The sequence below is a fragment of the Streptomyces sp. NPDC057137 genome, from assembly GCF_042670825.1.
Taxonomy (GTDB): Bacteria; Actinomycetota; Actinomycetes; order Streptomycetales; family Streptomycetaceae; genus Streptomyces.
In genome coordinates this window covers 21331-44350 of record NZ_JBHUUW010000002.1, presented here as the reverse complement: position 1 = coordinate 44350, position 23020 = coordinate 21331, and the positions used below count along the sequence as shown (strand labels likewise).

Sequence of the window (23020 nt, the reverse complement as noted above, 5' to 3'; positions counted from 1 at the left end):
GCGCCGCGGCCGGTGCGTTCAAGGACACCGGGGCCGCGTGCCGCAGTTTCTCGCTGCCCGAAATCTAGGGGGATTTCATGGAACTCGCTGCCATGCTCGGCTGTCCGGACGTCGCGTTCCGACTGCCCGAGAGCGAGTGGAAAGCTTCGGTGACCGCCGCGATGCGCGGCTCGTTCGCCGAGCACGCCACGCACAACGCCTTCTACCGCGCCCAGAGCGACGCGGCCGGCGTGAGTGCCGACGACATCAAGGAACTCGCGGACCTGGTGAAGATACCGCTGCTGCCGGTACGGATGTTCAAGCAGCCCGACGCGCATGTGCTGATGACCGCCCCGCTGACCGACGTCGAGCTGGAGATCCGCTCCACCGGCACCGGCGGCGTGCCGAGCGTCGCCCGCCGCGACATCACCACCGTCAGCCGGGTGATGACCGCGATCTTCGCCCAGTACCGGGAGTTCTTCCAGGTCGGCAAGGGCGCCGGTCTGTTTCTGTGCCCGTCGACGGCCGAGACGCCGGAGATGGGCATGGTCAAGGCGTTCAACGTCCTCAACGGCCTGCTGGACACCCACGCCTACATCGTGCGCGACTACGCCTTCGACCCCGAGGAGGCCATCGCCCAACTGGACTCGTGGGAGGAGTCGATGACGCGGCACATCATCGGCCCGCCGTTCCTCGTCGGCCGTCTGCTGCGCTTCCTGGAGCTGGAGGACATCACCCTCAAGCTCGACCCGGAGTCGCTGGTCATCACCCTCGGCGGGTGGAAGCGGTACACCGGCGAGTCCATCAGCCGCGAGGAGTTCAACGCCAAGATCGAGAAGTACCTGGGCATTCCCGCCGACCGGGTCCGCGACATGTACGGCATGATCGAGTCGAACATGCTGGCCATGGAGTGCGAGCACCATCGCAAGCACGTACCGCCGTGGTCGTACATCTCCATCCGCGACGTCGAGAACACGGACGTCGAACTCGCCCCCGGCAGGACCGGCGTGATCGCCCTCATGGACGCCCTGTCCACCGGCTATCCGGCGTTCATCCTCAGCGAGGACGTCGGCGAGGTCGACGAGAGCCCCTGCCCCTGCGGCCGTACCGGGCAGACCGTCTCCTTCCGCCGCCGACTGCAGGGCGCCGAACTCGGCTGCTGCGCCGTCAGCATCGAGAAGTTCATCGACAGCCAGGAGATTGTCGCCGAGTGCGAGGTCCCCGCCGCTGCCGCACCGGCGAAGGGCTGAGAGGCCATGCCGCGCTACAGCCCCACCGTGGTGGACCACTTCACCGATCCGCGCCACGCCGGCGAGCTGGAGAACCCCGATGTGCGGGCGTTCATCGGCAACCCCGTCTGCGGCGACCAGATCATGCTCACCGCCACCGTCACCGACGGCGTGATAACCGAGATCCGCTTCCGCGCCCACGGCTGCGCCGCCTCACTGGCCACCGCCAGCGTCATCGCCGAAGCGGCCTCCGGCAGCGCGCTCGCCGACATCGAGACCTGGGACGACGAGAAGGTCGAGACGCTGCTCGGCGGCCTCGCCCCCGACCAGCGGCACGTCGCCGCCCTCGGCCGACAGGTGGCACACCGCCTGGTGACCAACCACCGGGAGGGAGTGGACGATGACGCGCCTCTCATCTGCGCCTAGCCCGTTCCTGCCCGGCACGGGCGGCACGGGCGTCTACCTCGACCACGCCGCGACCAGCCCCGTCTGCCCCGAGGCGGCCGAGGCCGTACTGCGCGGCATGAGCATCACCGGCAACCCCTCCTCACGGCACGCCGCCGGCGACGAGGCCAAAGAGGCACTGGAGTTCTCACGCGCCCAACTGGCCGCGCTGCTGGACTGCGGACCCGACGAAGTCGTGTTCACCGGTGGCGGCTCGGAGGCCGACGCCCTCGCCGTCGTCGGCACCGTCCTGGCCGCCGAACACCGCGGCGCGCATGTGATCACCACCGCCATCGAGCACTCCGCCGTCCTCGAATCCGCCGCGATGGCGCGCGAGTTCGGGGCCGAGGTCACCGTCCTGCGCCCCGACCCACGCGGCTGGATCGACCCCGACGACGTACGCGCGGCCCTGCGCCCGAACACGGTGCTGGTGTCCGTGATGCACGCCAACAACGAGACCGGTGTCCTGCAGCCCGTCGCCGACATCGCGGACATCGCCCATCAGGCGGGCGTGCTGATGCACACCGACGCGGTGCAGACCGCGGGCAAGGTCAGCCTGACGGGCATCGGCGCGGACCTGGTGTCGGTCTCCGCGCACAAGTTCTACGGCCCCAAGGGTGTCGGCGCGTTGAAGGTCGCCTCCGGAGTACGGCTCGCACCGCTGATCCGCGGCGGCAGCCAGGAACGCGGCATGCGGGCCGGCACCGAGAACGTGCCCGGTGTCCTCGGCATGGGCGCGGCCGCGAGCGCCGCGCTGCGCCACGTGGACGACCCGGCGTTCGAGGAGCACCGTCACAAGCTCCGCGTCCGCCTGCTCAAGGGACTTGAGGAAGCGGGCGGCATCGAGATCAACGGCGCCGGGGCGCCGTGCGTGCCGGAGACGCTGAACGTGTCCTTCGCCGGGGTACGTGGTGACACCCTCGTCGACATCCTGGCCGTGTACGGCATCTGCGTCTCCGCCGGATCGGCCTGCCACGCCGGCAGCGACGAGCCCTCGCACGTGCTGACCGCGATGGGCATCCCCGCCGAACGCGCGCGCTCCTCGGTGCGGTTCAGCCCCGGCCGTACGACCACGGTCCTGGCCGTCGAGGAAGCCACGGCCCGGGTGGTCGAGGCCGTCGCGCGGCTCAGGGCCCTCGGCCCGGCCGACGTACCGCAGCCGGCCCACGCCTAGAACGCCGGTAAGGCCGGTGACGCCGGTACGAGTCGGCGGCAGGCCCGGCCGGTCCATCGCACGACAACACACCTGCGCGACAACACACCAGCGCGTCAACACACCTGCGCAACGGGGGCGGACGGACATGAGTGACGTAACCGACCAGTGGGAGCTGGCACCACCGCACACACAGCGGGAAGCGGCGTTCGTCGCCGTGCCCGACCCGGCCTCCGCGGCGTCCGTGGGGCTGGACGCCCCGGTACGCAATCTGCAGATGCTGGAACTGCAGGTCACCGGCGGGGCGACGGAGATCTACCTCGCGCACCGGCCACCGGCCGGCCGGCGCGCGAGTTTCGACGCACTGCCGGGCAAGCGGGACGGCGACCCCACCCAGGTGTCCAACCCCCGCCTGCTCAAAGCGATCATCACCCAGGCACACGCGGCCGGGATGAAGGTCCACCTGTGCGCGGACGCGCCCGCCGTCGGCGCCGACGACAGGAACGCGTTCCTCACCCACGTGGGACAGGGCGTCGACGCGGGCGCCGACACCGTCGTCGTCGGCGCCCTGCCCACCGCCCGCTGGATCGCCGACACCCACCCGGGGATCCCCCTGGTGGCCGGCGCGCATCTGGGCGTCACCTCGGTCGCCTACGCGCGGCATCTGCGAGAGGCGTACGGGGTACGGCGGATCGTCGTACCGCACGCCTCGACGCTCGACGAGATCGCCGCGTTCTGCGCCGTGGACGGCCTGGAGGTCGAAGTGCCCGTGCAGACCGGCTCCGGCGCCAACTGCCACCAGTGCCGGCTCCCGGACCAGCGCGGCACCGGGCTGGGCTGCCGCGCCGGATACCAGAACGCCCCCGCGCCCGAGGGCGCGGTCAGGGATCTGGGCGGGTTCCTCGACGGTGCGTCGGACTGCGCCCTGTGCGACGTGCCGTCCCTCGTCGGACTCGGGGTGGCGGCCCTGCAGATCCCCGGCCGGGAGAGCCCGATCGTCCGCCAGAACGCCAAGATCACCCAGATGTACCGGCGAGCGCTGAACGGGGTCACGAAGGGCTGGAGCACGAAGCAGACCATCGCCGACATCGATCGCACCGAGCTGATGTGGCAGATGGGCTGGGTCCCGCGGATGTGCGAACAGCAGCGCTGCCGCTTCCGCGACACCGCGCGGCGCCGCGCCCACGTCTGAGAGAGCTGAAAGGAAGGGGGAGCGACCCATGAAGGTGGAAGTCCAGGTAGCGGCCCAGGTGGAAGTCCGCCTGACGACCCTGGAGCGTCTCGACGAGATCCTCGGCCTGGGCGTGGACGCCGTGAGCATCGGCCAGGAAGGCTGCGCGGCCAAGCTGCCCGACACCGAACTGCTGCGCGCAGCGGCCGAGCGGATCAGGACCGCCGGGGCGCGGGCCGGCGTGGTGCTGCCCGCCGCCTGGCAGCGTACGGCGGCTCAACTCGTACACACGGCGGGGGCGTTGGCCGGGGACGGGCCGCTCACGCTCACCGTCAACGACCTCGGCACACTGGCCACGCTCGCCGCCGAGCCCGCGCACGGGCGGGAGTTGGCCGCGGGCCTGGCCCTCTTCCCCGGCCGCCCGCACGACGCCGCCGAGGCACCGCGCGGTCCGCTGGAGGCGGCGGTCTACGAGGACGCCTTCCTCCAGGAACTGGAAGTCTTCGGCGTACGGGTCCTCGAAGCCGAGGCGGCAGCGGTGGTCGCCGTACGGAACGGCTGGCGGGTACGGCGGCTGGCGGACGTCACCCCGCTCGCCTGGGCCCGCTCCTGCCCCACCGCCCGCCACCATCAACTGGCCGTGCCGGACTGTGTGACCACCTGCGACACACCGACCGCGCTCACGGCCAACCAGCGCTGGCAGCTCGGCCACGGGCACCGCGAACCGGTCCCGGTCGCCGACCGGCCCAGCCAGGTGCCACTGACCGTGTTCGGCAACGCGGTCTACGCCCACTCCACCGCCGACCCGCCGGCCGGCGCCGACGTCGTCATCGACGCCCGTTTCCACACCCCGCAGGCCCTGGCCCGACGCGTCGGTGCCGTACGGCCGCGGGTAGTGGCGGCGTCCCTCCAGGAGAGTGCTTCATGGTTGACCTCGCACTGAGCAGTGACCAACAGGACATCGTCGACGAGGCCCGGGCCGTCGCCCGTCGCTGCCTCGCACCCCGCGCCGCGGACCACGACCGCGCTGCCACCTTCCCGAGCGACAACATCGCCGACCTGCACGAAGCCGGCCTGCTCGGTCTGCTCGTCCCGACCGAGTACGGCGGCACCGGAGCCGATCTGACCGCGTGGGGACTGGCGGTCGCCGAACTCGCCGAAGCCTGCGGCTCCACCGCCCTGATCTTCGCCATGCACTCGGGCGCCGCCCGCCTGCTGGCCGCCGACGCGACCGACAACCCTGTCGCCCAACGCGTACTGAAGGAGATCACCACCGAAGGACGGCTGCTGTCCTGGGGATTCTCCGAGCCCGGCACCGGCGGCAACATCCTCAACCCACAGCTGCGCGCCACAGCCGACGGGGACGAGGTGCGTCTGCGGGGGACCAAGGCGTTCTGCACCGGCGCCGGCCACGCCGACTACTACCTCATCAACGCCCACAGCGGCGAGACGGAGTTCCGCCGCAGCCAGACCATGGCCCTCATCCCCGCCGCCCAGGAAGGGCTGGCGGTCAAGGAGACCTGGGACGCGATGGGTATGCGCGCCAACAGCGCCAACACCCTCCTGCTGGACTGCCGCGTCCCCGCCACCCACTGCGTCGGCGGTCCCGGCGGCGGCATGCCCCTCCTCACCCACGCCCTGCCCGCCCTCATCCTCGGGCTGGCCTCCGCGTCCCTCGGCATAGCCCGCGCCGCCCAAGGGTTCGCGAACGAGCACGTCCTGCGCCGCAAACTCGCCCCCACCGGGCAGTCCCTGGCCGCCTTCCAAGGCGTACGACTGCATGTCGCCGACATGGCCACCACCGTCCACACCGCCCGCCTCACCCTTCTGCACGGCGCCTGGACCGCGGAGAACGATCCGCTGGAAGCCCTCGGCGCGCTCAACATGACCAAGTACCTCTGCAACAAGGCCGCGATCAGCGTCGCCGACACCGCCATGCAGGTCACCGGCGGCCATGGTTTCCTGCGCGCCAACCCGCTCGAACGCCACTACCGCGACGCCCGCGCCGGCGCCGTCATGGGCGCCAACCTCGACGCGCTCCGCGACATGATCGGCAAGGCGGCCCTCGGCCTGGACCCCCGTAGCGACACCGTCACCGCACCCACAGGAGAGACCCGGCCGTGACCACGACACCGACCACGCCCAGCGCGTCGACCACGCCCGGTGCGTCGACCACCCCCACCGACGCCGACATCCTCGCCGCCCTGCGCGAAGCCCTGGCCGACGTACTCGAACCGGCCGACCTCGCCCACGTCGACCTCGACGCCCTCTCCCGGACCACGGCGCTGCTCAGCCTGCCGCTGGACTCCATCACCCTGGTCGCCGCCATGACCCGGATAGAGAACACCTTCCGCGTCTTCATCCCCGAGAAGGAGGCGTTCTCCTTCACCCACGTCGGCGACCTGGCCGACTTCGTCCGCGAGCGGGTGGCGGCCAAAGCCGCCCGTGGCACGAACAAGTGAGGGGGATCCACTGATGGGAGCCACCACCCTCCACGGCCGACTGCTGGACTACCGCACCATCGGCGACCACACCGCCGAGGTCACCTTCCTCGACTCCCGCGGCGTCACCGCCCGTCTGAGCTACCGGCAACTCGCCGAGCGGGCGGGCGAAGCCGCGGGAGCGCTCCTGGCCCGGGGCCTCGTCCCCGGCGAGCGGGTCCTGCTGCCGCTGCCGACCGGGACCGGCCATCTCACCGCGCTCCTCGGCTGCCTCCTGGCCGGACTCGTGCCCTGCACGATCGTCGAACCCGCCAACCCCGGTGACGCCGACTCGACCGGCGCGCAACAGTTCCGCGCCGTCGTCACCGTCACCACCCCGGCAGCCGTCATCACCGCCGACACGTCGACCGCCGACGCCCTCGGCGCACTCGCCCCGGGACCGGCCTACCTGAGCACCGCCGAACTCGACGCCCCCGCGGGCTGGGACGGCGAGCTGCCCGTACGAGGTCCCGACGACGCGCACCACATTCAGCTCACCTCCGGCTCCACCAGCGCCCCCAAAGCCGCGGTCCTGACCCACGCCCAGGTCACCGCCAACGTCCGCGCCATCCACCAGGCACTCCAACTCGCCCCGGAGCGCGACCGGGTGTGCCACTGGCTGCCGCTCCACCACGACATGGGCTTCATCCTCTCCCTGTCGACCATGACCAAAGGCGTACCGCTGGACCTGATGCCGTCCATCAGCTTCCTGCGCGACCCGCTGTCCTGGCTGCGGCACATCTCCGAACGCGGCGCGACCATCACCACCGCGCCCCCGTTCGGCTACCGCACCACGACCGACCGCTACCGCCGCGCCCCCGTCCAGGACCTCGACCTGTCCACGCTCCGGCAGGCGTACGTCGGCGCGGAGCCGATCCCGCTGCGGACCCTGACCGACTTCCGCGACACCTTCGCCGGGCACCGGCTCGGCGAGGACGTGATCATCCCCTGCTACGGCATGGCCGAGACGGTCCTGGCCGCCACCATGTCCCTCCAGCACCGGCCGGCAGGGGAGTTGAGCTGGGGGCGGGTCAAGGCCCTGCGCCTGGACCGCGAAGACCTCCACCACCACAGCAGAGTCACCGACGCCATCGATGCCGCCGACAGCACTGACGCCGCCGACGGAAGGCCGTCGCTCACCGTCCTCGCCTGCGGCCGGCCTCTCGGCGACCTCACCGTCGACATCCGCACCCCCGACGGCACGGCCTGCGCGGACAACGAGATAGGCGAGATCCACCTGCGGGGCGAGTTCGTCATGGCCGGCTATCTCACCCCCGACGGCACACCGCGGCCCCTCACCGACCGCACCCACGCCACCGGGGACCTCGGCTTCACCCGCGACGGCGACCTCTACATCGTCGGCCGCGTCAAGGAACTGCTCATCGTCAACGGCCGCAACCTGCCGCCGTACGACGTCGAGGAAGCCGTCGAAACCCATCCCGACATCGACGCGGGCAACAGCGCCGTCTTCTCCCACACCGACGACGGCGGGGAGCACGTCGTGGCGGTCGTCGAAACCCGCCTGCGCGCCGACGCGCACGAGCGGATCCGGCGCGAGACCGCGACCCTGGTACGCCAGGCGTTCGGCTTCAACCTCCATGAGGTGATCGTGCTGCGACGCGGCGGCATACCCCGCACCACCAGCGGCAAGCGTCAACGCAACCGCCTGCGCGAGCAGTATCTGACCGGGGGGCTCACCTAGATGTCACACAGCACCGCGCCCCACCCTCTCTCCGCCATGAGCGACCAGAGCGACCAGGAGCACCAGCAGCAGTTCCGCCGCGTCATGGCCGAACTGCCCGCCGGGGTGACGGTGCTGACCACCATGTCGCCCCAAGGCCCCGTGGGCATGACGACCAGCGCCTTCACCTCCCTGTCCATGGACCCGCCCCTGGTGCTGGCCTGCCTCCACCACCGCTCCGGCACCCTCGCGGCGATCCTCGAACACGGCGCCTTCGCCGTGAACGTGCTCGGCGACACCATGGACCACGTCTCGCGGGTCTTCGCCGAGAAGCCCCTGCCCGACCGGTTCACCGGCGTACCGCACCACGAACGGGACACCGTGCCGGTGCTCGGCGACGCCATCGCCTGGATCACCTGCCGTATTCACGCCACCCACCCCGGCGGAGACCACACCGTCCTCATCGGCACCGTCACCCGTGCCGGCCGGGGGAACGGTGAACCCCTGCTGCGCCACCGCGGCACCTACCGCCGCCTCGTCTGACGACGCGGCCGACCACCGGGTGATCCTCGAAGAAGGTGCCCATGGTCAGGGTGCGGTGGCGGAGTCCTCGCTCCGGAGCGTGGTGTTGTGCTCGTGGATGAGGCGCAGCGCCGTGTCGCGGTCACGTCGGTCCAGGGCGTCGACGAGGGCGCGGTGCAGTTCGTGACGGTGCGCGATGTACTCGCCCAACGGCTGATCGGCGGTCGGCAGGACCGACAGTGTGTGTGACTCGATCAGGTCGAGAAGGTGGGTGTAGAGAGAGCTGAGCAGGACGTTCGGGCTGATCGCCGCGATGGCGGCGTGCAGCCGCCAGTTGGCGTGGATGAAGGCGACAGGGTCGGCGGAGGCCACGGCGTACCCCATGGACGTGATGTGCCGGCGCAGTCCCGCGATGTCGGCCGGTGAAGCGTGCCAGAGGGCGTCCTCGATCAGCAGCGGGTCGAGGGCGTCACGGATCCGGACGGCGGCGGCCACATCGTTCGCCTGCGCGTCCAGGGCGAGCACCGAGTTGCCGAGGCGGACCATCGGGGACTGCTCGGCGCTGAACAGCCCGCCCCCCGGGCCTGGTTTGACGGTGACCAGGCCGCGGGCCTGAAGCAGCCGCAGCGCCTCGTTGAACGTACCGACGGACACGTTGCACAGGGTCCGCAGGTCCTCCTTGGTGCCCAGCCGGGAGCCGGGAAGCAGGCTTTCGACCAGCTGCGCGACTCGTCGCGCGGCTCCTTCGGCGCGTCCCGAGGGTGTCTGCCGGGGCGGACCGTCGAGGCCCACGGCGCTCGGGCCGTTCGCCTGGGTGGGGCGGTCGGGGGTGGCAGTCACCTGGGTTCCTCACGTTCGCCGTATTCGTCATGACCATTTTACTCGGACCCCTTGACGCCTTGGTCTGCACGAATGCAGCATCAAGGTAATCATCATGCTGAAATGTTGGGGGCCGGGCAAGGGCGCCGTTGTGGACGGCGGCGACGCCTCGCCTCGCCCCGGCGGTCCGGGGCTTCGCCCCGGCGGCCTCAGCGGCTCTTGCCGATTGATGACGGAATCCACAGCGAGTCGAGGAGAGCCGTGAGTAGAAGTCCCTCGAAGGTGCACGACGCCGCGATCGTCGGCTTCGGTCCCATCGGCCAGATGCTGGCCCTGCTGCTCGGCCGGGCCGGTCATGACGTCATCGCACTCGAACGCTGGCCGGGCTCCTACGACCTGCCCCGGGCGGTGCACTTCGACCACGAGATCGGCCGGGTGTTCCAGGCCGCGGGAGTGGGGGAGGAGGTGCGCGCGGTCACCGACCCGGTGCCCGACCACTACGAGTGGCGCAACGCCGCCGGTGAGTCGCTCGTGCGCATCGACTGGTCCGGCGACGGTCCGTCCGGCTGGCCCACCGCCAACTTCTTCTCCCAGCCTCAACTGGAGGCCGTCCTCGCCAAGGCCGCCGAGAGACAGCCCACGGTCACCGTGCGCCGCGGCTGCGAGGTCACCGACCTGCGAACGGACGAGGAGTCCGTCCGCCTCACCACCGGTGGGGACGACGGCGCGGGCGAGATACGGGCCCGCTATGTGATCGGCGCGGACGGGGCCAACAGCTTCGTACGCGACCGGATGGACACCTCCATCACCGACCAGGGCTTCTTCTACGACTGGCTGATCATCGACACACTCCCGCACGAGCGGGCCGAGTGGTCTCCGATGAACTGGCAGCTGTGCGACCCCGAGCGCCCCACCACGATCGTCTCCGGCGGCCCCGGCCGGCGCCGTTGGGAGTTCCTGCGGCTGCCGCACGAGAGCGTCGAGGAACTCAACACCCCGGAGACGACCTGGCGCCTGCTGGAACCCTGGGGTCGTACACCGGAGAACACCACGATCGAGCGGCACACCGTCTACACCTTCCAGGCCCGCTGGGTGGACCGCTGGCGCGACGGACGGCTCATGCTCGCCGGCGACGCCGCCCACCAGATGCCGCCGTTCGCGGGGCAGGGCATGTGCTCGGGAATGCGTGACGCGATCAACCTGGCGTGGAAACTGGACCTGGTCCTGAAGGGGCGGGCGTCGTCGTCGCTGCTGGACACGTACACCTCCGAGCGCAGCAACCACGTCCAGCACGCCATCGGCATGTCGATGGCCCTGGGGAAGGTCATCTGCGTCCTCGATCACGACACCGCCGCAGCGCGTGACGCCCGGATGATCGCCGCCGGTGCGGACCCGCGGCACGCGCTCCCGGCCGCCCCGCCGCCCGTCCTCGGCGACGGTGTCCTCCAACGGGCGCCCGACGGCACCCGCGCCCCGCATGTCGGCCACCTCACCCCGCAGTACGTGATCACCCATCAGGGCCGTACCGCTCTGCTGGACGACCACACCGGCGGCGGGTTCACGGTCCTCACCGACGGAACGGCCCCGCTCGACGCCCTGGACGCGGCCGACCACGACTTCCTCTCGGACATCGGCGCGACCGTCGTCCCGCTGTACGCCGACAACGCCCCGCCCGAGGGCTACCTCGACGGACCGGACGGCTACCTGCCCCACATGCGCGGGCACGACCATGTCGCCGCGATCGTCCGGCCGGACTTCTACCTGTTCGGCGCCGCCGTCGACGGGTCTGAACTGAAGGGCCTGGTGGGCCAGTTGCGGCAGCAGCTGGGGCAGCCCGCCCCGGCCGCCGTCGCCGAGGGGTAGGCGTCCACGGCGGACAGCACCGCGCGCCCCGCTCGGCTTCGGCCGTGCGGGGCGCGCGGTGCGTTCGGGCGAGGCGCGAGGCGCGGGGCCGGGCGTCAGGGGCGGCCGGGCCGGCCGGGTCCACCAGGTCCGCCGGGGCCGCCGCCCAGTTCGGGGTGGGCCTTCGCGTACTCGCCGATCGTCGGCTGCATACGGCCCGACTTCGTCACGACGCTGACCTCGGGCCACGGGGCCGCGGGCAGTTCGCTGTCCGGCGTGGTGATCGCCAGGTCCAGGTGGTCCAGGTGAATGTGCAGGGAGGCCATCATCGGCAGTACGGCGTCGTCCTTGCCGAACGGGCCGTAGGAGACCTTGAGCGCACCGTCGGTGAGGACGTAGGAGAGCGTGACGTCCGGCGACAGGGCCGGGTGCGTCGTCGTCCACCGGAAGGCCAGGGCGTGCGCGGGTTCGACCAGCGTCACCTTGCCCAGGGCGAACGCCTTGGCCTGCGGGTTGAGATGGGCGTAGACCGTGGCGCCCTCGCGCAGCTCGGGGAAGAACTCGACCGGGTGCTGCCACAGCACCAGCCGCGCCGGCTCGGTCAGCGCGGCCCAGACCGCCTCGGGCGCATGGGACACGGTGCGCTCGAACTCGATCCACCGGCCCGCCTCGTCCTCCCGGACGACGCCGTCCGGGGCGGTGCGCGGGACCTCGTCACCGGCCGGTGCGCCGGCGTCCGGACGGCCGCCCGGACGGCCGTCAGGCCGCTGACGGGCGGCCGGACCGAGCTGGCGCGGGTCGAAGCTGTGGTACGTGACCTTGGACGGCGTCACACGGATCTGGAGGACGGTGACGGCTGCCTGCTCCTGGTCGGTGGGCGCCGCCGTGCCGCCCTCCTGCGCGTGCCCCTGGAGGAGCCGGGCCTTCTGCTCCTGCGGGAGTTCGTGGACGGTCGCCGTTCCCCGTACCTCCACGTACCGCATGGGGGAGGCGGGGTCGATGATCAGGACGTTGACCCGGGGGTCGGCCTTGAGGTTCTTCAGCCGCTTCGCGGTCGGAGCGGTGTTCGTGACCAACTGGTCACCCTCCAGCACGACTCCGGAGACGACGGAGTGCGGACTGCCGTCCGGGAGAAGGGTGGTGAAGGTGGCCGGGGTCTTCGTACTGAGGAGAGCTGCGGCTTCTGGAGGAAACATGGTTACTCCCTGGGTGCGTGAAATGGGCTCGGGGCGCGGGGGCGCCGGGATCCGTGGGGACCGCGCGATCCTCGGGTCCCGGGTCGTTCGGTCAGCCGGCCGGGGAAGCGGAAGAGGACCCCTGAAGGCGGAGGGGTACCGCTCGGCCAGCCGAGTCTTGCATGTCAGCTGCCTTGTCCCGCAAAGCGGGAAAGGGGGCGGTGTGTCGCGTCGGCCGTGTGTCTGAGTACGTCAGGGGCGCTGCGGCCCTCAGGGAGCCTGGTGCGCGGCCTCGGCGAGGTCGCGCAGGTCCGGCAGGGCCGCGGCGATCCGTTCGACGGCACCGGGGCTGAGTGTGCTCAGCGCGGCTTCCACGTTGCGGTAGATGCCGGCGTTGACCTCCCGGCCCTCCGCGAGCATGAGAGGGGTGGGCCGCAACTGCGCCTGACGCCGGTCGTCGGGATGGGGCGACCGCTCCAGCAGCCCGTCCTTCACCAACTGGGTCACCAGGGTGCTGACGTTGTTCGGCTGCATACGGAGCATCCCCGCCGCCTCCCGGACGCTGACCCCGGGCCTGTCGGTCACGAGCTGGAGCAGTTCCACCTGCGCCGGGGGGCGTACGTGCTCGCCGACCGGAGTCCGGGTGGCCTGCAACAGTGTCCGGTGCAGGGTCCACACCAGGCGGGCGAGGTCGGTGGGGAGATCCTGGTGCGGCATGGCCGGACTGTACCTCTTGGCCGTACTGGGCACACGGAGGCCTGGTCAGGCGACGCAGATGCCGGGCATGGCCATCTTCTGGTACAGGACCGGGTAAGCGACCGAGCCCTCCGGCGGGAGGATGAGGGAGTCCGCGAAGTCCTGGCGGGCGAAGACCGCCTTGAGCGCGTCTCCCGACTCCCACACCGCGATGTTGGTGAGGGCCCTGCTGTCGCCGACACCGCGGTAGAGCTGCGCCGAGATGAATCCGGGCTGGGCCGTCATCACTTCACACTCCTTGGCCCACGCCGCGAGGCAGGCCTCGACTCCCCCCTCGGGGGCGATGAAGGTGTTGATGACCGTGACAGGGCTGTCGTCCGACTGCTCGACCTGGGTGAAGAAGGGACAGCTCTCGTCGATGTTCCTGATCTCCATCATGGTGTTCTCTCCGTTCCGGATGCTGGATGGGTGCGCCGGGTGCGGGTGCGGGACGCCTGGTGATGAGTCGTACGGTCGCCCCGTCGTCCGGCGCGGGTGCCGCGGAAAGGGTCGGCGGGGAGGGCTCCGGAGTGAGGCACCCTCGCCGCGCCGTGATGCGACCGGCTGCTCGCGCGGGCCGCCTTCGACCGCCTCGCAATTAACTCTACCGCTAGAGGTTATGAAACGCATCCCGTCGCAGGTCAAGACTTTTCGGCAGATCCGCCGAGTCCGCGCGGCTCCTCCTGGACGCATGTGTTGCGCGTCTCGCCCAGCCCTTCGACGACCGTGCGCAGTACCTGTCCCTTCCGGAGGTAGACCTTGGGGTCGCGGCCGTCGCCCACGCCGCCCGGCGTCCCCGTGCAGACCACGTCGCCCGGCAGGAGCGTGATGATCTCGCTCAGGTACACCACGATGTCCGCGATCCCGAAGAGCAGGTCGGAGGTCCGTGACCGCTGCATCACGACTCCGTCGACCTCGCAGCTGATCTCCAGGTCGGGCTCCCGGCCCCCGAACTCGTCGGCCGTGACCAGCTCCGGGCCGATCGGGGTGGTCGCCTCGAACGTCTTGCCCGCGAGGAACTCGCGGGTGCGGCGCTGGTAGTCGCGGACCGTCACGTCGTTGACCACCGTGTAGCCCGCGACGTACTCCAGAGCCCGCTCGTGTGTCACATGGCGCGCGGGCCGGCCGATCACGAAGCCCAGTTCCGCCTCCCAGTCGACGCGGTCGCTGACGCGCGGCAGCACGATCGCGTCGCGGGCGCCGATCAGGGAGCCGTCGTACTTCGCGAAGAGCGTCGGGTACTTGGGGGTGTCGCGCCCCATCTCCGCTATGTGCGAGGCGTAGTTCAGGCCGAGGCAGATGATTTTGTTCGGGTGGGGGACGAGGGGCGCGTAGTTGGCCTCCTCCACGGCGACCCGCCCCCACTTGCCGTCTGCCGCCGTCCGCCGGTGGTCACGCCCCGAGGCGAGCAACTCGCCCACGTCGGGCTCGGGAAGCAGGGTGTACGAGTCCCCGTCCAGGCGTGCCGCAAAGGTCTGTTCCCGTACCCGCAGTGTGGCGAGTCGCACGGTGCACCTCATCTTTCGTCGTTGACCTACCGCACGGGCGATCGTACGCTAGTAGCGATATGCAGGAAACATGTCCTGCAAAACGAGACGCTAGAGACGGGACGAGAACGTGGCGATCACCGGCCTGGGTCACACGGGGCTCTGGGTGTACGACCTGGAGAAGATGCGCGACTTCTACGAGAGGGTGCTGGGGCTGACGGTCACCGACGCCGACGACGGGCTGGCGATCGTCTTCTTCAGCGCCCGGCCCGACGAGGAGCACCACGAGTTCGTCCTCCAGCGCGGCCGGACCGCCGCGATCGGTGACAAGCAGCAGCACCAGATCTCCTGGCGGGTGGAGACGCTGGAGGATCTGCGCGCCTTTCACGCGCGGTTCGCCGCGGAAGGCGTCGACGTCCAGCAGGAGGTGACCCACGGCAACGCCTTCGGGATCTACTTCTTCGACCCGGAGGGGAACCGCAACGAGGTCTATCTCCGCGTCGAGCGGGACGTCCGCCAGCCGTTCCGCAAGTCGATCGACTTCGGCCTCCCGGCGGAGGAGATCCACGCCGAGGCCGACCGGCTGCTCGCCGACGGGGAGAACCCCTACCAGCCGGTTCAGTAGGCCGCGCCGACCAGTGCAGAGCCCGGTCTCGGGGCCGAGGGAGCCCCGCCGGTTCCCACGGGCCGCCCTGGTACGTTTCCCGCATGTCAGGAATCACACGGCGGGAGACAGGCGCCGCCCCGGCGTACCGCGGACGCAACTCCACGGCGGACCGGGCCCTGGACATCCTGCTCATGTTCACCGACGACCGGCTCGACCTCTCCGCCACGGAGGTCGCCACCCGCCTGGACGTCGCACGTTCCACCGCCTACCGGTACCTCCAGAGCCTCACCTCCAACGGATTCCTGGAGGAGAACGACGGCTCCGGCTTCCGGCTCGGCCCCCGCGTCATCGATCTCGCCCGGCTGGCCCGCAAGGGCGTCGGACTCTCCGACCTGGCCCGGCCCGTCATGCGGGAACTGGCGGAGCGCACCGGTGTGTCCGTCCTGCTCACCCGGCGCTCCGGCGCGGCCGTGGTCTGCCTGGAGCGTGAGGAGGCGAGCACGACCCTGCGCCTGTCCTACGAGCGCGGCCAGGTGCTGTCGGTCAACGCCGGCGCCGCCGCGCTCGCCCTGACCGCCTGGGCCCCGGCGGCGGAACTCGACGAGCTGCTGGCCCTTCCGCTGCCGCGCTACACCGACGCGACCCACACCGACCCCGACCTGCTGCGCGCGTACCTCGCGGAGATCCGCGAACAGGGGTACGTCGTCGGCCGAGGTGAGCTGGACCCCGACGTCCTGGGGGTCGGCGCGCCCGTGACCGGGGAGCACGACCGGGTGGTCGCGGCGCTCAGCGTCGCCGCGCTCTCGCACCGCGTCCCCGACCGCGAGGTCCCGCGCTACGTCAAGGCGGTGCGGGAGGCGGCGGCCGAACTGTCGGGCCAGGTACGCCGTATGGGCGTCGGCTGACGACCGCCCCACCCGCCGCTCCGGGTCTCCCTCCGGACCTACTCGCTGTGGGAACCCGTCATCAGGCCCGCCAGATCGTCCGGCCGGATGAACGAAGGCGGCGGGGGCGGACCCCAGTTGAACAGTCCCTTGGCGCCCTCGAACACCTCGGGCTTCCACAACTGGTCGTCGACCACACAGTCCATGTCGGAGTAGTACTCGGAGAAGTTGCCGGCCGGATCCTTCAGATACCAGAAGAAGTTCGAGCCGGCGTGGTGGCGGCCCAGCCCCCACACATGCCGTTCGGGGTGGTCCTCCAGCATCGTCATCGCGCCCCGCCCGATGTCGTCCACGTCGTCGACCTGCCAGGAGGTGTGGTGCAGGAAGGTCACGGGCGCGGCGAGCACCAGGACGTTGTGGTGGTCGGTCGAGCAGCGCAGGAAGGCGCCGAAGTCGCCCATCAGGTCCGAGACCTTCAGTCCGAGGCCGTCCCGGAAGAACCCGGTGGTCGCGGCGAAGTCGGTGGTGCCCAGGACGGCGTGCCCCAGCTTGCGCGGCCGGACGCGGTCGTCCCGCGACAGACCGGGCGCGCGCCGGTCGACGCGCTCGGTGCGGCCGGGCCCGTTGTAGGGCGTGGCGGTGGTCGCCGGCTGGCTTGTCCGCGGCTCGACCCGCAGAACGGCGCGCAGCCCGGTGATCTTCTCGATCGAGGTCAGGGTGGAGCCGTCCCGGTGGGCGTGGACGCCGAGCCGGGTCAGCCGCGCGGCGACCCGTTCGAGGTCGTCGGGGCTGTCCACGCCGATGGACATCTCCACCAGTCGGCGGGTGGGCGCGTGGACGACCTGGAGCTGGCGTCCGCCGTCGCGGGTGCTCAGCCAGCCCCCGTCCTCGGGGCCGAGGCCGAACTCGGTGTAGTAGGAGATCGTCCGGGCGGGATCGGGAACGCCCATGACGACGGAGGACAGACGGTGCAGGGACATGTGGGACTCCCGGGTTCAGAGACTCGGCCGGTCGTGGAAGGTCTGGCGCAGTTCCCCGATGCCTTCGATCCAGCTGACCAGTGAGTCGGCGGCGGATATCCGGCGCTGTGGACTCCTACCCATGCCGACACCGGCGGGCGTGCCGGTGAAGACGACGTCACCGGGGAGCAGCGGCAGGACCGCCGACAGCCGGGCGATCAGCGCGGGGACGGAGAAGACGAGGTCGTCGGTACGGCCCTTCTGGACCTCCTCGCCGTTCAGTGAACAGCCGAGCGCGAGATTGTCGGGATCGTCGACCGCGTCCGGGGTGACCAGGAACGGGCCGGTCGGCGAGAAGCCGGGGAAGGACTTGGCGAGGCCGAACTGCGGTGCGGGGCCGGACAGTTGGCTGACGCGCTCGGAGATGTCCTGTCCGACGGTGAGGCCGGCCACGTGCCGCCAGGCGTCCTCCTCCGTGACGTGGCGGGCCCGTTCGCCGATGACGACGACCAGCTCCACCTCCCAGTCGGTGTGGCCGTCCGGCGGAAGCTCCACGTCGGTGACGGGACCGGTGATGCTGGAGACGTACTTGGGGAAGACCGGCGGCAGCGTGGTCGGGACCTCGAAGCCGGACTCGGCCGCGTGGGCGCGGTAGTTGAGCCCGATCGCGAAGACCTGGCGGGGCCGCGGCGCGGGTGCGCCCAGCTCCTCGGGGGTGAAGGCGCGTCCTGGCGGGAGGACGGCGGTGGCCTGCCAGTCGCGGAAGCCCGGCCAGTCCTGGTAGATGTCCTGCGGATCGGGCCCGAACCGGCCGTCGCTGGCCTGTTCGACGTCCACGGCCAGACCCTCGTCGGTGACGAGGACGAGACGGCCGGAGAGATTGGCGGTGCGCACGTGTTGCTCCTGTTCGCCACGGGGGCAGGGACCCTCGCCTCAGACGAGGGGGGTGATCGTTTCGTCGACGCCGAGCAGGGCTTTGCCGTACACCTCCAGGGCCACGGCCGGGGCGGCCATGGCGTGCCGGCCGGCCGTGTTGGCGTCCCGCCAGATCCGCTGGAGGGGGTTGGTCTCGGCGAAGGAGGCGGCGCCGTGGACGTTCAGCAGGATGCCGATCGCCTCCAGCACGTTCTGGACGGCCCAGCCGGTGTACGCGCGTACGCGGGCCCGCCGGGTGAAGTCCGGGTAGGTGCCGCGCCGTGCCGCCTCGTCGATGTCGGCGGCGGCCCGTTCGGCGAGGAGGGTGGCGGTGTCGATCCGCAGCGCGGCCTCGGCGATCTGCGTCTGTACGGCGACCGAATCGGCCTGGGTCTCGTAGAAGGTGTACGAGACGGGCTTCCGGCCCGCGTTCTCCGTCACGTACCGCAACGCGGCCCGGCCCAGGCCCAGTTGGGGACCGGCGAGCACCAGCGTGAGGAGCGGCACGAACGCCGCGCGGGAGAGGACCTCGTCCTCGTGCTCCGTGGCGTGGTCGCCCCCGATCGCGGCGAGCACCGAGATGACGCGGTACTCGGGGACGAAGACGTCCTCCCCGACCAGGCAGTTGGCGGCGGCGCCCCGCATGCCCGTCATGAGCCGGGTGTCCTCCAGGGACAGGTCCGTACGCGGTATGAGGGCCAGCCCCTGGTCGACCACCGTGCCGTCGGCGTCGTTCAGCGGGACGCCCAGGACGGCCCAGTCGGATCGCGAGGAGCCGAGGCCGGAGCCGGAGTCGCAGGACCAGCGGCCCGACACCCGCCAGCCGCCCTCGACCCGGACGGTCGTGGAGGTGGGGGTGAGGACGCCGGTGACCCGGGCGTCCGGGTCGGCGCCGAACACCTCGTCCTGCGCCTTGGTGGGGAAGAGGCTGGTCAGCCAGTTGCACGCGGTGACGAGGGTGACGACCCAGGAGGCGGATCCGTCGCCCTCGGCGAGCGCGGCCGACACGTCCAGCATGGTCCGCACGGACGACTGGTGGCCGCCGTAGCGCTTCGGGGTGGCGAGTCCGAACAGGCCGGCCTCGGCGATGGCGTCGATCACCTCGTCCGGCACCCGGCGGTTCGCCTCGGCGTCGGCGGCGTGCTCGCGCAGCAGCGGCCGCAGGGCCACGGCACGGGCCAGGAGTTCCTCGTGCGTGGTCATCGTGCGTTCCCTGTCACCGAGGGCGACGGCCATCAGGACTCCATTCATAATGATGAATATAGTGATGCTGCACGGTGATTCCCCCGAGCGTCAAGAGGTGCGGGCCAAGAGGTGCGACGCTGTCCGCCACAATGAACGGACTGTTGGGTGGACTGCGGGCGGGAGCGGTTGTGGCGGCGCGAGGCGGAACGGACGGCCGGAGCGGGCGGGCGCGGGGGGCGGGCGAGCATCTCGACCCTCCGGCGCTGCGACGGGCGGAGTGGGAGCGGGCGCCCGTGAAGTCGCGGGCGGAAGGGGCCGCCGAGTTCGTGGCGCACCTCGCCGCGAGCGTCGAAAGCGGTTCCCGGCTGGGCACCAAGGACGAACTGCGCGTGCGCTGCGGGGTGTCGGTGGGCACGTTCAACGAGGCGCTCCGGCTGCTGCTGGTGCGCGGAGTCGTGACGGTCCGACGGGGGTCCGGCGGCGGCCTGTTCGCCGCCGAGCAGAACCCCATGGTCCGTCTCGGCAACTCGGTCCTGGCCCTGGACGCCTCCGAGGCGGACGTGACCGAGGCCCTGCGTATCCGCAGGGTTCTGGAGCCGCTGCTCTGGCAGGACGCGCTCTGGCACGCCTCCCCGGCGGACGTCCGTGACCTGCGCGTCATCCTGGCGGAGATGCGGGAGGCGGCCGAGGCCGGCGACGCGGACATGTTCGTGGGAGCCAACTGGAGGCTGCACAAGCGGGTCGCGGATGTCGCGCCCCACGCGCTCCTGCGGTCGCTGTACACGAATCTCCTCGATCTCGTGGCGAGTCATACCGTGGGCGTCCAGCCCGGTGCGGGCGTGTCGCTCGACGAGTACGTCCTGGACCGCTTCCGGCAGCACGCGGCGATGGTGGACGCGCTCGACAAGCGGGACGAGGCCGCCTTGATGCGCCATGTCGCCGACCACGACCCGGTCGCCGACGAGGTGGTCGAGGGCTGACCGGAGTCGGTGCCTGGACCGGCGCTTGGATCGGTGGCTGACCACGAGGTGGTCGGCCGCTGAGGTGGTCGGTCGCTGAGGTGTCCGGCCGGCGTCGGCCGCACCGTACGAACTGTTCCGTCCGTCCTGTGGTGACTTCCAGGGGGATGAGTCTAGCATTATAGGTCTAGTAGTAGAGTTAAATTGACTCCTGCTTTCCTCGACCCTCGCTTTCCGGCGAGTGGGCTCCTATGCTTCCCGACAAGCAGGACATGGTTCCTCATATTCAGGACAGAGGCAATGATGGATCCGACTCGCCCCGGACAAGAGCGCCCCGCCGAACCCCGTATCGACCGTTCCCTCACGCTGCAGTTGCGCGGTGACTGGGGGACCGCGAACCTCCACCGTGTCTGCGGCTGGATAGCCCAGGAACTCGCCGACCGCTGCGGCCCGTACACCCGGATCGCCACCTGGAACAGCCGCGGCTTCAGCGACGCCGTCCACGCCGTCGGCCGCGGCGAGGTTCAGGTCGCGCTCACCACCCCGGTCGCGTTCGCCGTCGCCGCCCTCGACGGCCGGGGCGTCTACACCGACGAGCACCACCCCGGCCTGCGCGCCCTCGGTGTGATCCCGCAGCGCGACCGCCTGGTCGTCGCCGTCCACAAGGACCTGGGCATCACGAGCTTCGCCCAACTGCGCGCCGAGAAGCCCGTCCTGCGGCTGGCCACGTCCGTCCACGACGGCGTCAACCACGTCGGACTCGCCGCGCACGAGATCCTCACCCGCTCGGGCGTCGACGTGACCGGCTGGGGAGGCCGACTGCTGGAGGACGAGCGGCCGTTCGAGTCCCTCGACCACGCCAGGGACGGCCGGGCGAACGCCATCGTCCACGAAGCGGTCATGCTGCCCGCCTGGCAGGACATCGGTCGCGAATTCACCTTCCTGGCCGTCGAGGACGAGGTGCTGGACGGGCTGCGGGCCGACTTCGGCTGGCCCGACGCGTACGTCGACGACGGCTGGTTCGCCGGTCAGGACGGCTTCCGCACCCTCGACTTCTCCGACTTCCTGGTCCTCACCCGGGACGACCTCCCCGAGGACGTCGCCTACGCCATCGCCTGGGTGCTGGGGGAGACCCGCCATCTCATCGAGGGGCAGTACCGCCACCTGCCGCCCGAGCGCAGCCCCATCACCTACCCGCTGGACCCCGTCACCATGGGCCGGTCACCCGTACCCCTGCACCCCGGGGCCGCCCGCTACTACGACGCACTGCCCCCGTCATGACACCCGGTCAGGCCCAGCGGCTCACCGTCGAGGCCTCCCACGCCCTGGCCGCCGCCGGACAGGGCGACATGGTCTGGGGCCACGCCGCCGTACGGGACCCGCAGGGACGAGGCATCTGGATCAAGGCCCCGGGCTGGGGCCTGGAAGAGGTACGGGAGGACCGCCTCCAGCTCGTCCACTGGGACGCCACGGTCCTGCGCGGCAGCGGCAGCCCGCACAAGGAGTGCCATATCCACCTGCAACTCCTCACCGCGTCGCCCGAGTTGGTCTGCACCGTGCACACCCACGCGCCGGCCGCCGTCGCGTTCGCCGCCCTCGGGACCCGGCTGCTCCCGCTCTCCCACGAGGGCGCCCTCTTCGGCGGCGAGGACGTACCCCGCTTCCGGGCCACCGGCGCCCTCGTCAGCACCCCTCAGCTCGGCAAGGCGCTCGCCACCGACCTGGGAACGGCGCCCGCCGCGCTCCTTCCCAAGCACGGCCTGGTCGGCGTCGGCCGCACCGTGCCGTCCGCCGTGATGCACGCCGTCCTGCTGGAGCGCGCCTGCGCCGCACAGCTCCGGGCCGCGGCGGCGGGCACGGTCCGCATCCACTCCGGCCGGGCCGAGGCCCGCGCCAAACGCGCCGAGTGCTGGCCCGACAGCCAGTTGGAAGCCGGCTGGCACTACCTCCTGCGCCGAGCGGCCGGCACCCTCCCGCCCCCCTGAACTCCCGCCCCCTGAACTCCCGTCTCCCGTGAGGACCCGCACCATGACCGACAGGAACAGCGCCACCCCGCCCAACGACGACTGGACCACCGTCGCCACCGCCGACGGACCCATGCGCGTCTACGCGGCCCGCCCCCCGTCCCCCGCGGACCGGGCCGTGATCGTGCTCCAAGAGGCGTTCGGGGTCAACGAGCACATCCAGGACATCACTCGCCGCTACGCCGCGCGGGGCTTCCTGGCCGTGGCCCCCGACCTCTTCCACCGCAACGGTGTCGGCACGCTCGACTACCGGCGGCATGCCGAGGCCATGCCGCTGATCGGGGCGATCGGACCGGACGACATCGTCACCGACGTCCGGGCCGTCCTCCGGCACCTGGAGTCCGCGGAGGGCATCGCCGCAGGCCGGACCGCCGTCAACGGCTTCTGCTTCGGGGGCCGGGCGGCCTTCACCGCCGCCACCGGCATCGGCGGACTCGGCGCCGTCGTCGTGTTCTACGGCCCCGGCATCGCCGCCGGACCGCATGCGGTCGTGGACCGCGCCGACCGGATCGACGCCCCCGTCCTGCTGCACGTCGGCTCGGCGGACCCCACCATCCCCGCCGACCAGGTCACCGCCGTCGACCGGGCGCTCACCGCTGCCGGAGCGGACTTCGAGAGCCACGTCTACCCGGGCGCCGGCCACGCGTTCGCCTGCGACGCCCGGCCGCACATGTACGTCGAGGACAGCGCCCGTACCGCCTGGCAGCGCACCCACGCCTTCCTCGACCGGCACCTGCCCGACGGCGCCTGACCCGCCCGCACCGACGACC

At 71.3% G+C, this 23020-nt stretch carries 24 protein-coding genes; 16 read left to right on the top strand and 8 right to left on the bottom strand.

Annotated elements, in window-relative coordinates; all coding sequences use genetic code 11:
* Nucleotides 1-77 precede the first annotated feature (77 nt).
* From ACFT9I_RS02785 to ACFT9I_RS02745, 9 genes are all read left to right on the top strand, one after another.
* A complete protein-coding gene (locus ACFT9I_RS02785; RefSeq protein ID WP_382559744.1) occupies nucleotides 78-1229 on the top strand; it encodes a hypothetical protein in 1152 nt (383 codons plus the stop codon).
* Between the two features lie 6 nt (nucleotides 1230-1235).
* Complete coding sequence (locus ACFT9I_RS02780; RefSeq protein WP_382559741.1) at nucleotides 1236-1634, top strand: iron-sulfur cluster assembly scaffold protein; 399 nt, start codon at nucleotides 1236-1238, stop codon at nucleotides 1632-1634.
* Nucleotides 1609-2826, top strand: coding sequence for a cysteine desulfurase family protein (locus tag ACFT9I_RS02775; RefSeq protein ID WP_382559739.1), 1218 nt, complete (start codon nucleotides 1609-1611; stop codon nucleotides 2824-2826). The genes ACFT9I_RS02780 and ACFT9I_RS02775 overlap by 26 nt, the downstream gene beginning before the upstream one ends.
* Nucleotides 2827-2953: 127 nt before the next feature.
* Nucleotides 2954-3997 (top strand): peptidase U32 family protein, encoded by a 1044-nt coding sequence (locus ACFT9I_RS02770; RefSeq protein WP_382559736.1) that lies wholly within the window; start codon nucleotides 2954-2956, stop codon nucleotides 3995-3997.
* 28 nt (nucleotides 3998-4025) lie between these two features.
* Nucleotides 4026-4919: a hypothetical protein gene (locus ACFT9I_RS02765; RefSeq protein WP_382559733.1), complete on the top strand. Its 894-nt coding sequence runs from the start codon at nucleotides 4026-4028 to the stop codon at nucleotides 4917-4919.
* Complete coding sequence (locus ACFT9I_RS02760) at nucleotides 4901-6100, top strand: acyl-CoA dehydrogenase family protein (protein WP_382559730.1); 1200 nt, start codon at nucleotides 4901-4903, stop codon at nucleotides 6098-6100. Before ACFT9I_RS02765 ends, ACFT9I_RS02760 begins: the two co-directional genes overlap by 19 nt.
* The gene (locus ACFT9I_RS02755; RefSeq protein WP_382559727.1) at nucleotides 6097-6438 is read left to right on the top strand and encodes an acyl carrier protein; all 342 of its coding nucleotides are present in this window, start codon (nucleotides 6097-6099) and stop codon (nucleotides 6436-6438) included. The genes ACFT9I_RS02760 and ACFT9I_RS02755 overlap by 4 nt, the downstream gene beginning before the upstream one ends.
* 13 nt (nucleotides 6439-6451) lie before the next feature.
* Nucleotides 6452-8158, top strand: coding sequence for an AMP-binding protein (locus tag ACFT9I_RS02750; RefSeq protein WP_382559725.1), 1707 nt, complete (start codon nucleotides 6452-6454; stop codon nucleotides 8156-8158).
* A 36-nt stretch (nucleotides 8159-8194) separates the two neighbouring features.
* Nucleotides 8195-8680 carry a flavin reductase family protein gene (locus ACFT9I_RS02745; RefSeq protein WP_382559724.1) on the top strand — a complete coding sequence of 162 codons (486 nt, stop codon included), beginning with the start codon at nucleotides 8195-8197 and terminating at the stop codon, nucleotides 8678-8680.
* 45 nt (nucleotides 8681-8725) lie between these two features.
* On the opposite strand, the gene ACFT9I_RS02740 is transcribed toward ACFT9I_RS02745, so the two are convergent.
* Nucleotides 8726-9499: a FadR/GntR family transcriptional regulator gene (locus ACFT9I_RS02740; protein ID WP_382559721.1), complete on the bottom strand. Its 774-nt coding sequence runs from the start codon at nucleotides 9497-9499 to the stop codon at nucleotides 8726-8728.
* Nucleotides 9500-9739: 240 nt separating this feature from the next.
* On the opposite strand from ACFT9I_RS02740, the gene ACFT9I_RS02735 reads away from it, so the two are divergent.
* A complete protein-coding gene (locus ACFT9I_RS02735; protein WP_382559719.1) occupies nucleotides 9740-11341 on the top strand; it encodes a bifunctional 3-(3-hydroxy-phenyl)propionate/3-hydroxycinnamic acid hydroxylase in 1602 nt (533 codons plus the stop codon).
* A gap of 95 nt (nucleotides 11342-11436) precedes the next feature.
* On the opposite strand, the gene ACFT9I_RS02730 is transcribed toward ACFT9I_RS02735, so the two are convergent.
* The 4 genes from ACFT9I_RS02730 to ACFT9I_RS02715 form a co-directional block, all read right to left on the bottom strand.
* Entirely contained in the window at nucleotides 11437-12516 is a 1080-nt protein-coding gene (locus ACFT9I_RS02730; protein ID WP_382559716.1) for a pyridoxamine 5'-phosphate oxidase family protein, read from the bottom strand.
* A gap of 249 nt (nucleotides 12517-12765) precedes the next feature.
* Entirely contained in the window at nucleotides 12766-13212 is a 447-nt protein-coding gene (locus ACFT9I_RS02725) for a MarR family winged helix-turn-helix transcriptional regulator (RefSeq protein ID WP_382559713.1), read from the bottom strand.
* Between the two features lie 45 nt (nucleotides 13213-13257).
* A complete protein-coding gene (locus ACFT9I_RS02720) occupies nucleotides 13258-13629 on the bottom strand; it encodes an antibiotic biosynthesis monooxygenase family protein (protein ID WP_382559711.1) in 372 nt (123 codons plus the stop codon).
* Between the two features lie 242 nt (nucleotides 13630-13871).
* A complete protein-coding gene (locus ACFT9I_RS02715; protein WP_382559707.1) occupies nucleotides 13872-14738 on the bottom strand; it encodes a fumarylacetoacetate hydrolase family protein in 867 nt (288 codons plus the stop codon).
* A gap of 109 nt (nucleotides 14739-14847) precedes the next feature.
* On the opposite strand from ACFT9I_RS02715, the gene ACFT9I_RS02710 reads away from it, so the two are divergent.
* Together ACFT9I_RS02710 and ACFT9I_RS02705 are read left to right on the top strand one after the other, a co-directional pair.
* Complete coding sequence (locus tag ACFT9I_RS02710; protein WP_382559704.1) at nucleotides 14848-15342, top strand: VOC family protein; 495 nt, start codon at nucleotides 14848-14850, stop codon at nucleotides 15340-15342.
* 83 nt (nucleotides 15343-15425) lie between these two features.
* Nucleotides 15426-16229 carry an IclR family transcriptional regulator gene (locus ACFT9I_RS02705; protein WP_382559701.1) on the top strand — a complete coding sequence of 268 codons (804 nt, stop codon included), beginning with the start codon at nucleotides 15426-15428 and terminating at the stop codon, nucleotides 16227-16229.
* Nucleotides 16230-16267: 38 nt separating this feature from the next.
* Here the strand turns inward: ACFT9I_RS02705 and ACFT9I_RS02700 are convergent, their stop codons facing one another.
* The 3 genes from ACFT9I_RS02700 to ACFT9I_RS02690 are packed head-to-tail and all read right to left on the bottom strand — an operon-like array spanning nucleotide 16268 to nucleotide 19333.
* Complete coding sequence (locus ACFT9I_RS02700) at nucleotides 16268-17188, bottom strand: VOC family protein (protein WP_382559699.1); 921 nt, start codon at nucleotides 17186-17188, stop codon at nucleotides 16268-16270.
* 15 nt (nucleotides 17189-17203) lie between these two features.
* Nucleotides 17204-18061, bottom strand: a complete 858-nt coding sequence (locus ACFT9I_RS02695) for a fumarylacetoacetate hydrolase family protein (protein ID WP_382559696.1) — start codon at nucleotides 18059-18061, stop codon at nucleotides 17204-17206.
* 39 nt (nucleotides 18062-18100) lie between these two features.
* Nucleotides 18101-19333, bottom strand: a complete 1233-nt coding sequence (locus ACFT9I_RS02690) for an acyl-CoA dehydrogenase family protein (protein ID WP_382559693.1) — start codon at nucleotides 19331-19333, stop codon at nucleotides 18101-18103.
* An 83-nt stretch (nucleotides 19334-19416) separates the two neighbouring features.
* On the opposite strand from ACFT9I_RS02690, the gene ACFT9I_RS02685 reads away from it, so the two are divergent.
* From ACFT9I_RS02685 to ACFT9I_RS02670, 4 genes are all read left to right on the top strand, one after another.
* On the top strand, nucleotides 19417-20247 hold the full coding sequence (locus ACFT9I_RS02685; RefSeq protein WP_382559690.1) for a FadR/GntR family transcriptional regulator: 831 nt from the start codon (nucleotides 19417-19419) through the stop codon (nucleotides 20245-20247).
* A 279-nt stretch (nucleotides 20248-20526) separates the two neighbouring features.
* Nucleotides 20527-21507, top strand: coding sequence for a TAXI family TRAP transporter solute-binding subunit (locus ACFT9I_RS02680; RefSeq protein WP_382559687.1), 981 nt, complete (start codon nucleotides 20527-20529; stop codon nucleotides 21505-21507).
* Nucleotides 21504-22211, top strand: a complete 708-nt coding sequence (locus tag ACFT9I_RS02675; protein ID WP_382559684.1) for a class II aldolase/adducin family protein — start codon at nucleotides 21504-21506, stop codon at nucleotides 22209-22211. The genes ACFT9I_RS02680 and ACFT9I_RS02675 overlap by 4 nt, the downstream gene beginning before the upstream one ends.
* Before the next feature lie 43 nt (nucleotides 22212-22254).
* Complete coding sequence (locus tag ACFT9I_RS02670; protein ID WP_382559682.1) at nucleotides 22255-23001, top strand: dienelactone hydrolase family protein; 747 nt, start codon at nucleotides 22255-22257, stop codon at nucleotides 22999-23001.
* Nucleotides 23002-23020: the final 19 nt, after the last annotated feature.

Excerpts from the sequence above, each read along its gene's own strand:
- ACFT9I_RS02745 (WP_382559724.1), top strand. The coding sequence starts at position 8,195 with ATGAGCGACCAGAGCGACCAGGAGCACCAGCAGCAGTTCCGCCGCGTC.
- ACFT9I_RS02690 (WP_382559693.1), bottom strand. The coding sequence starts at position 19,333 with ATGAATGGAGTCCTGATGGCCGTCGCCCTCGGTGACAGGGAACGCACG.
- ACFT9I_RS02765 (WP_382559733.1), top strand. The coding sequence starts at position 4,026 with ATGAAGGTGGAAGTCCAGGTAGCGGCCCAGGTGGAAGTCCGCCTGACG.
- ACFT9I_RS02720 (WP_382559711.1), bottom strand. The coding sequence starts at position 13,629 with ATGATGGAGATCAGGAACATCGACGAGAGCTGTCCCTTCTTCACCCAG.
- ACFT9I_RS02785 (WP_382559744.1), top strand. The coding sequence starts at position 78 with ATGGAACTCGCTGCCATGCTCGGCTGTCCGGACGTCGCGTTCCGACTG.
- ACFT9I_RS02700 (WP_382559699.1), bottom strand. The coding sequence starts at position 17,188 with ATGTCCCTGCACCGTCTGTCCTCCGTCGTCATGGGCGTTCCCGATCCC.
- ACFT9I_RS02725 (WP_382559713.1), bottom strand. The coding sequence starts at position 13,212 with ATGCCGCACCAGGATCTCCCCACCGACCTCGCCCGCCTGGTGTGGACC.
- ACFT9I_RS02680 (WP_382559687.1), top strand. The coding sequence starts at position 20,527 with ATGATGGATCCGACTCGCCCCGGACAAGAGCGCCCCGCCGAACCCCGT.
- ACFT9I_RS02685 (WP_382559690.1), top strand. The coding sequence starts at position 19,417 with ATGAACGGACTGTTGGGTGGACTGCGGGCGGGAGCGGTTGTGGCGGCG.
- ACFT9I_RS02775 (WP_382559739.1), top strand. The coding sequence starts at position 1,609 with ATGACGCGCCTCTCATCTGCGCCTAGCCCGTTCCTGCCCGGCACGGGC.
- ACFT9I_RS02780 (WP_382559741.1), top strand. The coding sequence starts at position 1,236 with ATGCCGCGCTACAGCCCCACCGTGGTGGACCACTTCACCGATCCGCGC.
- ACFT9I_RS02760 (WP_382559730.1), top strand. The coding sequence starts at position 4,901 with ATGGTTGACCTCGCACTGAGCAGTGACCAACAGGACATCGTCGACGAG.
- ACFT9I_RS02675 (WP_382559684.1), top strand. The coding sequence starts at position 21,504 with ATGACACCCGGTCAGGCCCAGCGGCTCACCGTCGAGGCCTCCCACGCC.
- ACFT9I_RS02705 (WP_382559701.1), top strand. The coding sequence starts at position 15,426 with ATGTCAGGAATCACACGGCGGGAGACAGGCGCCGCCCCGGCGTACCGC.
- ACFT9I_RS02730 (WP_382559716.1), bottom strand. The coding sequence starts at position 12,516 with ATGTTTCCTCCAGAAGCCGCAGCTCTCCTCAGTACGAAGACCCCGGCC.
- ACFT9I_RS02750 (WP_382559725.1), top strand. The coding sequence starts at position 6,452 with ATGGGAGCCACCACCCTCCACGGCCGACTGCTGGACTACCGCACCATC.
- ACFT9I_RS02670 (WP_382559682.1), top strand. The coding sequence starts at position 22,255 with ATGACCGACAGGAACAGCGCCACCCCGCCCAACGACGACTGGACCACC.
- ACFT9I_RS02770 (WP_382559736.1), top strand. The coding sequence starts at position 2,954 with ATGAGTGACGTAACCGACCAGTGGGAGCTGGCACCACCGCACACACAG.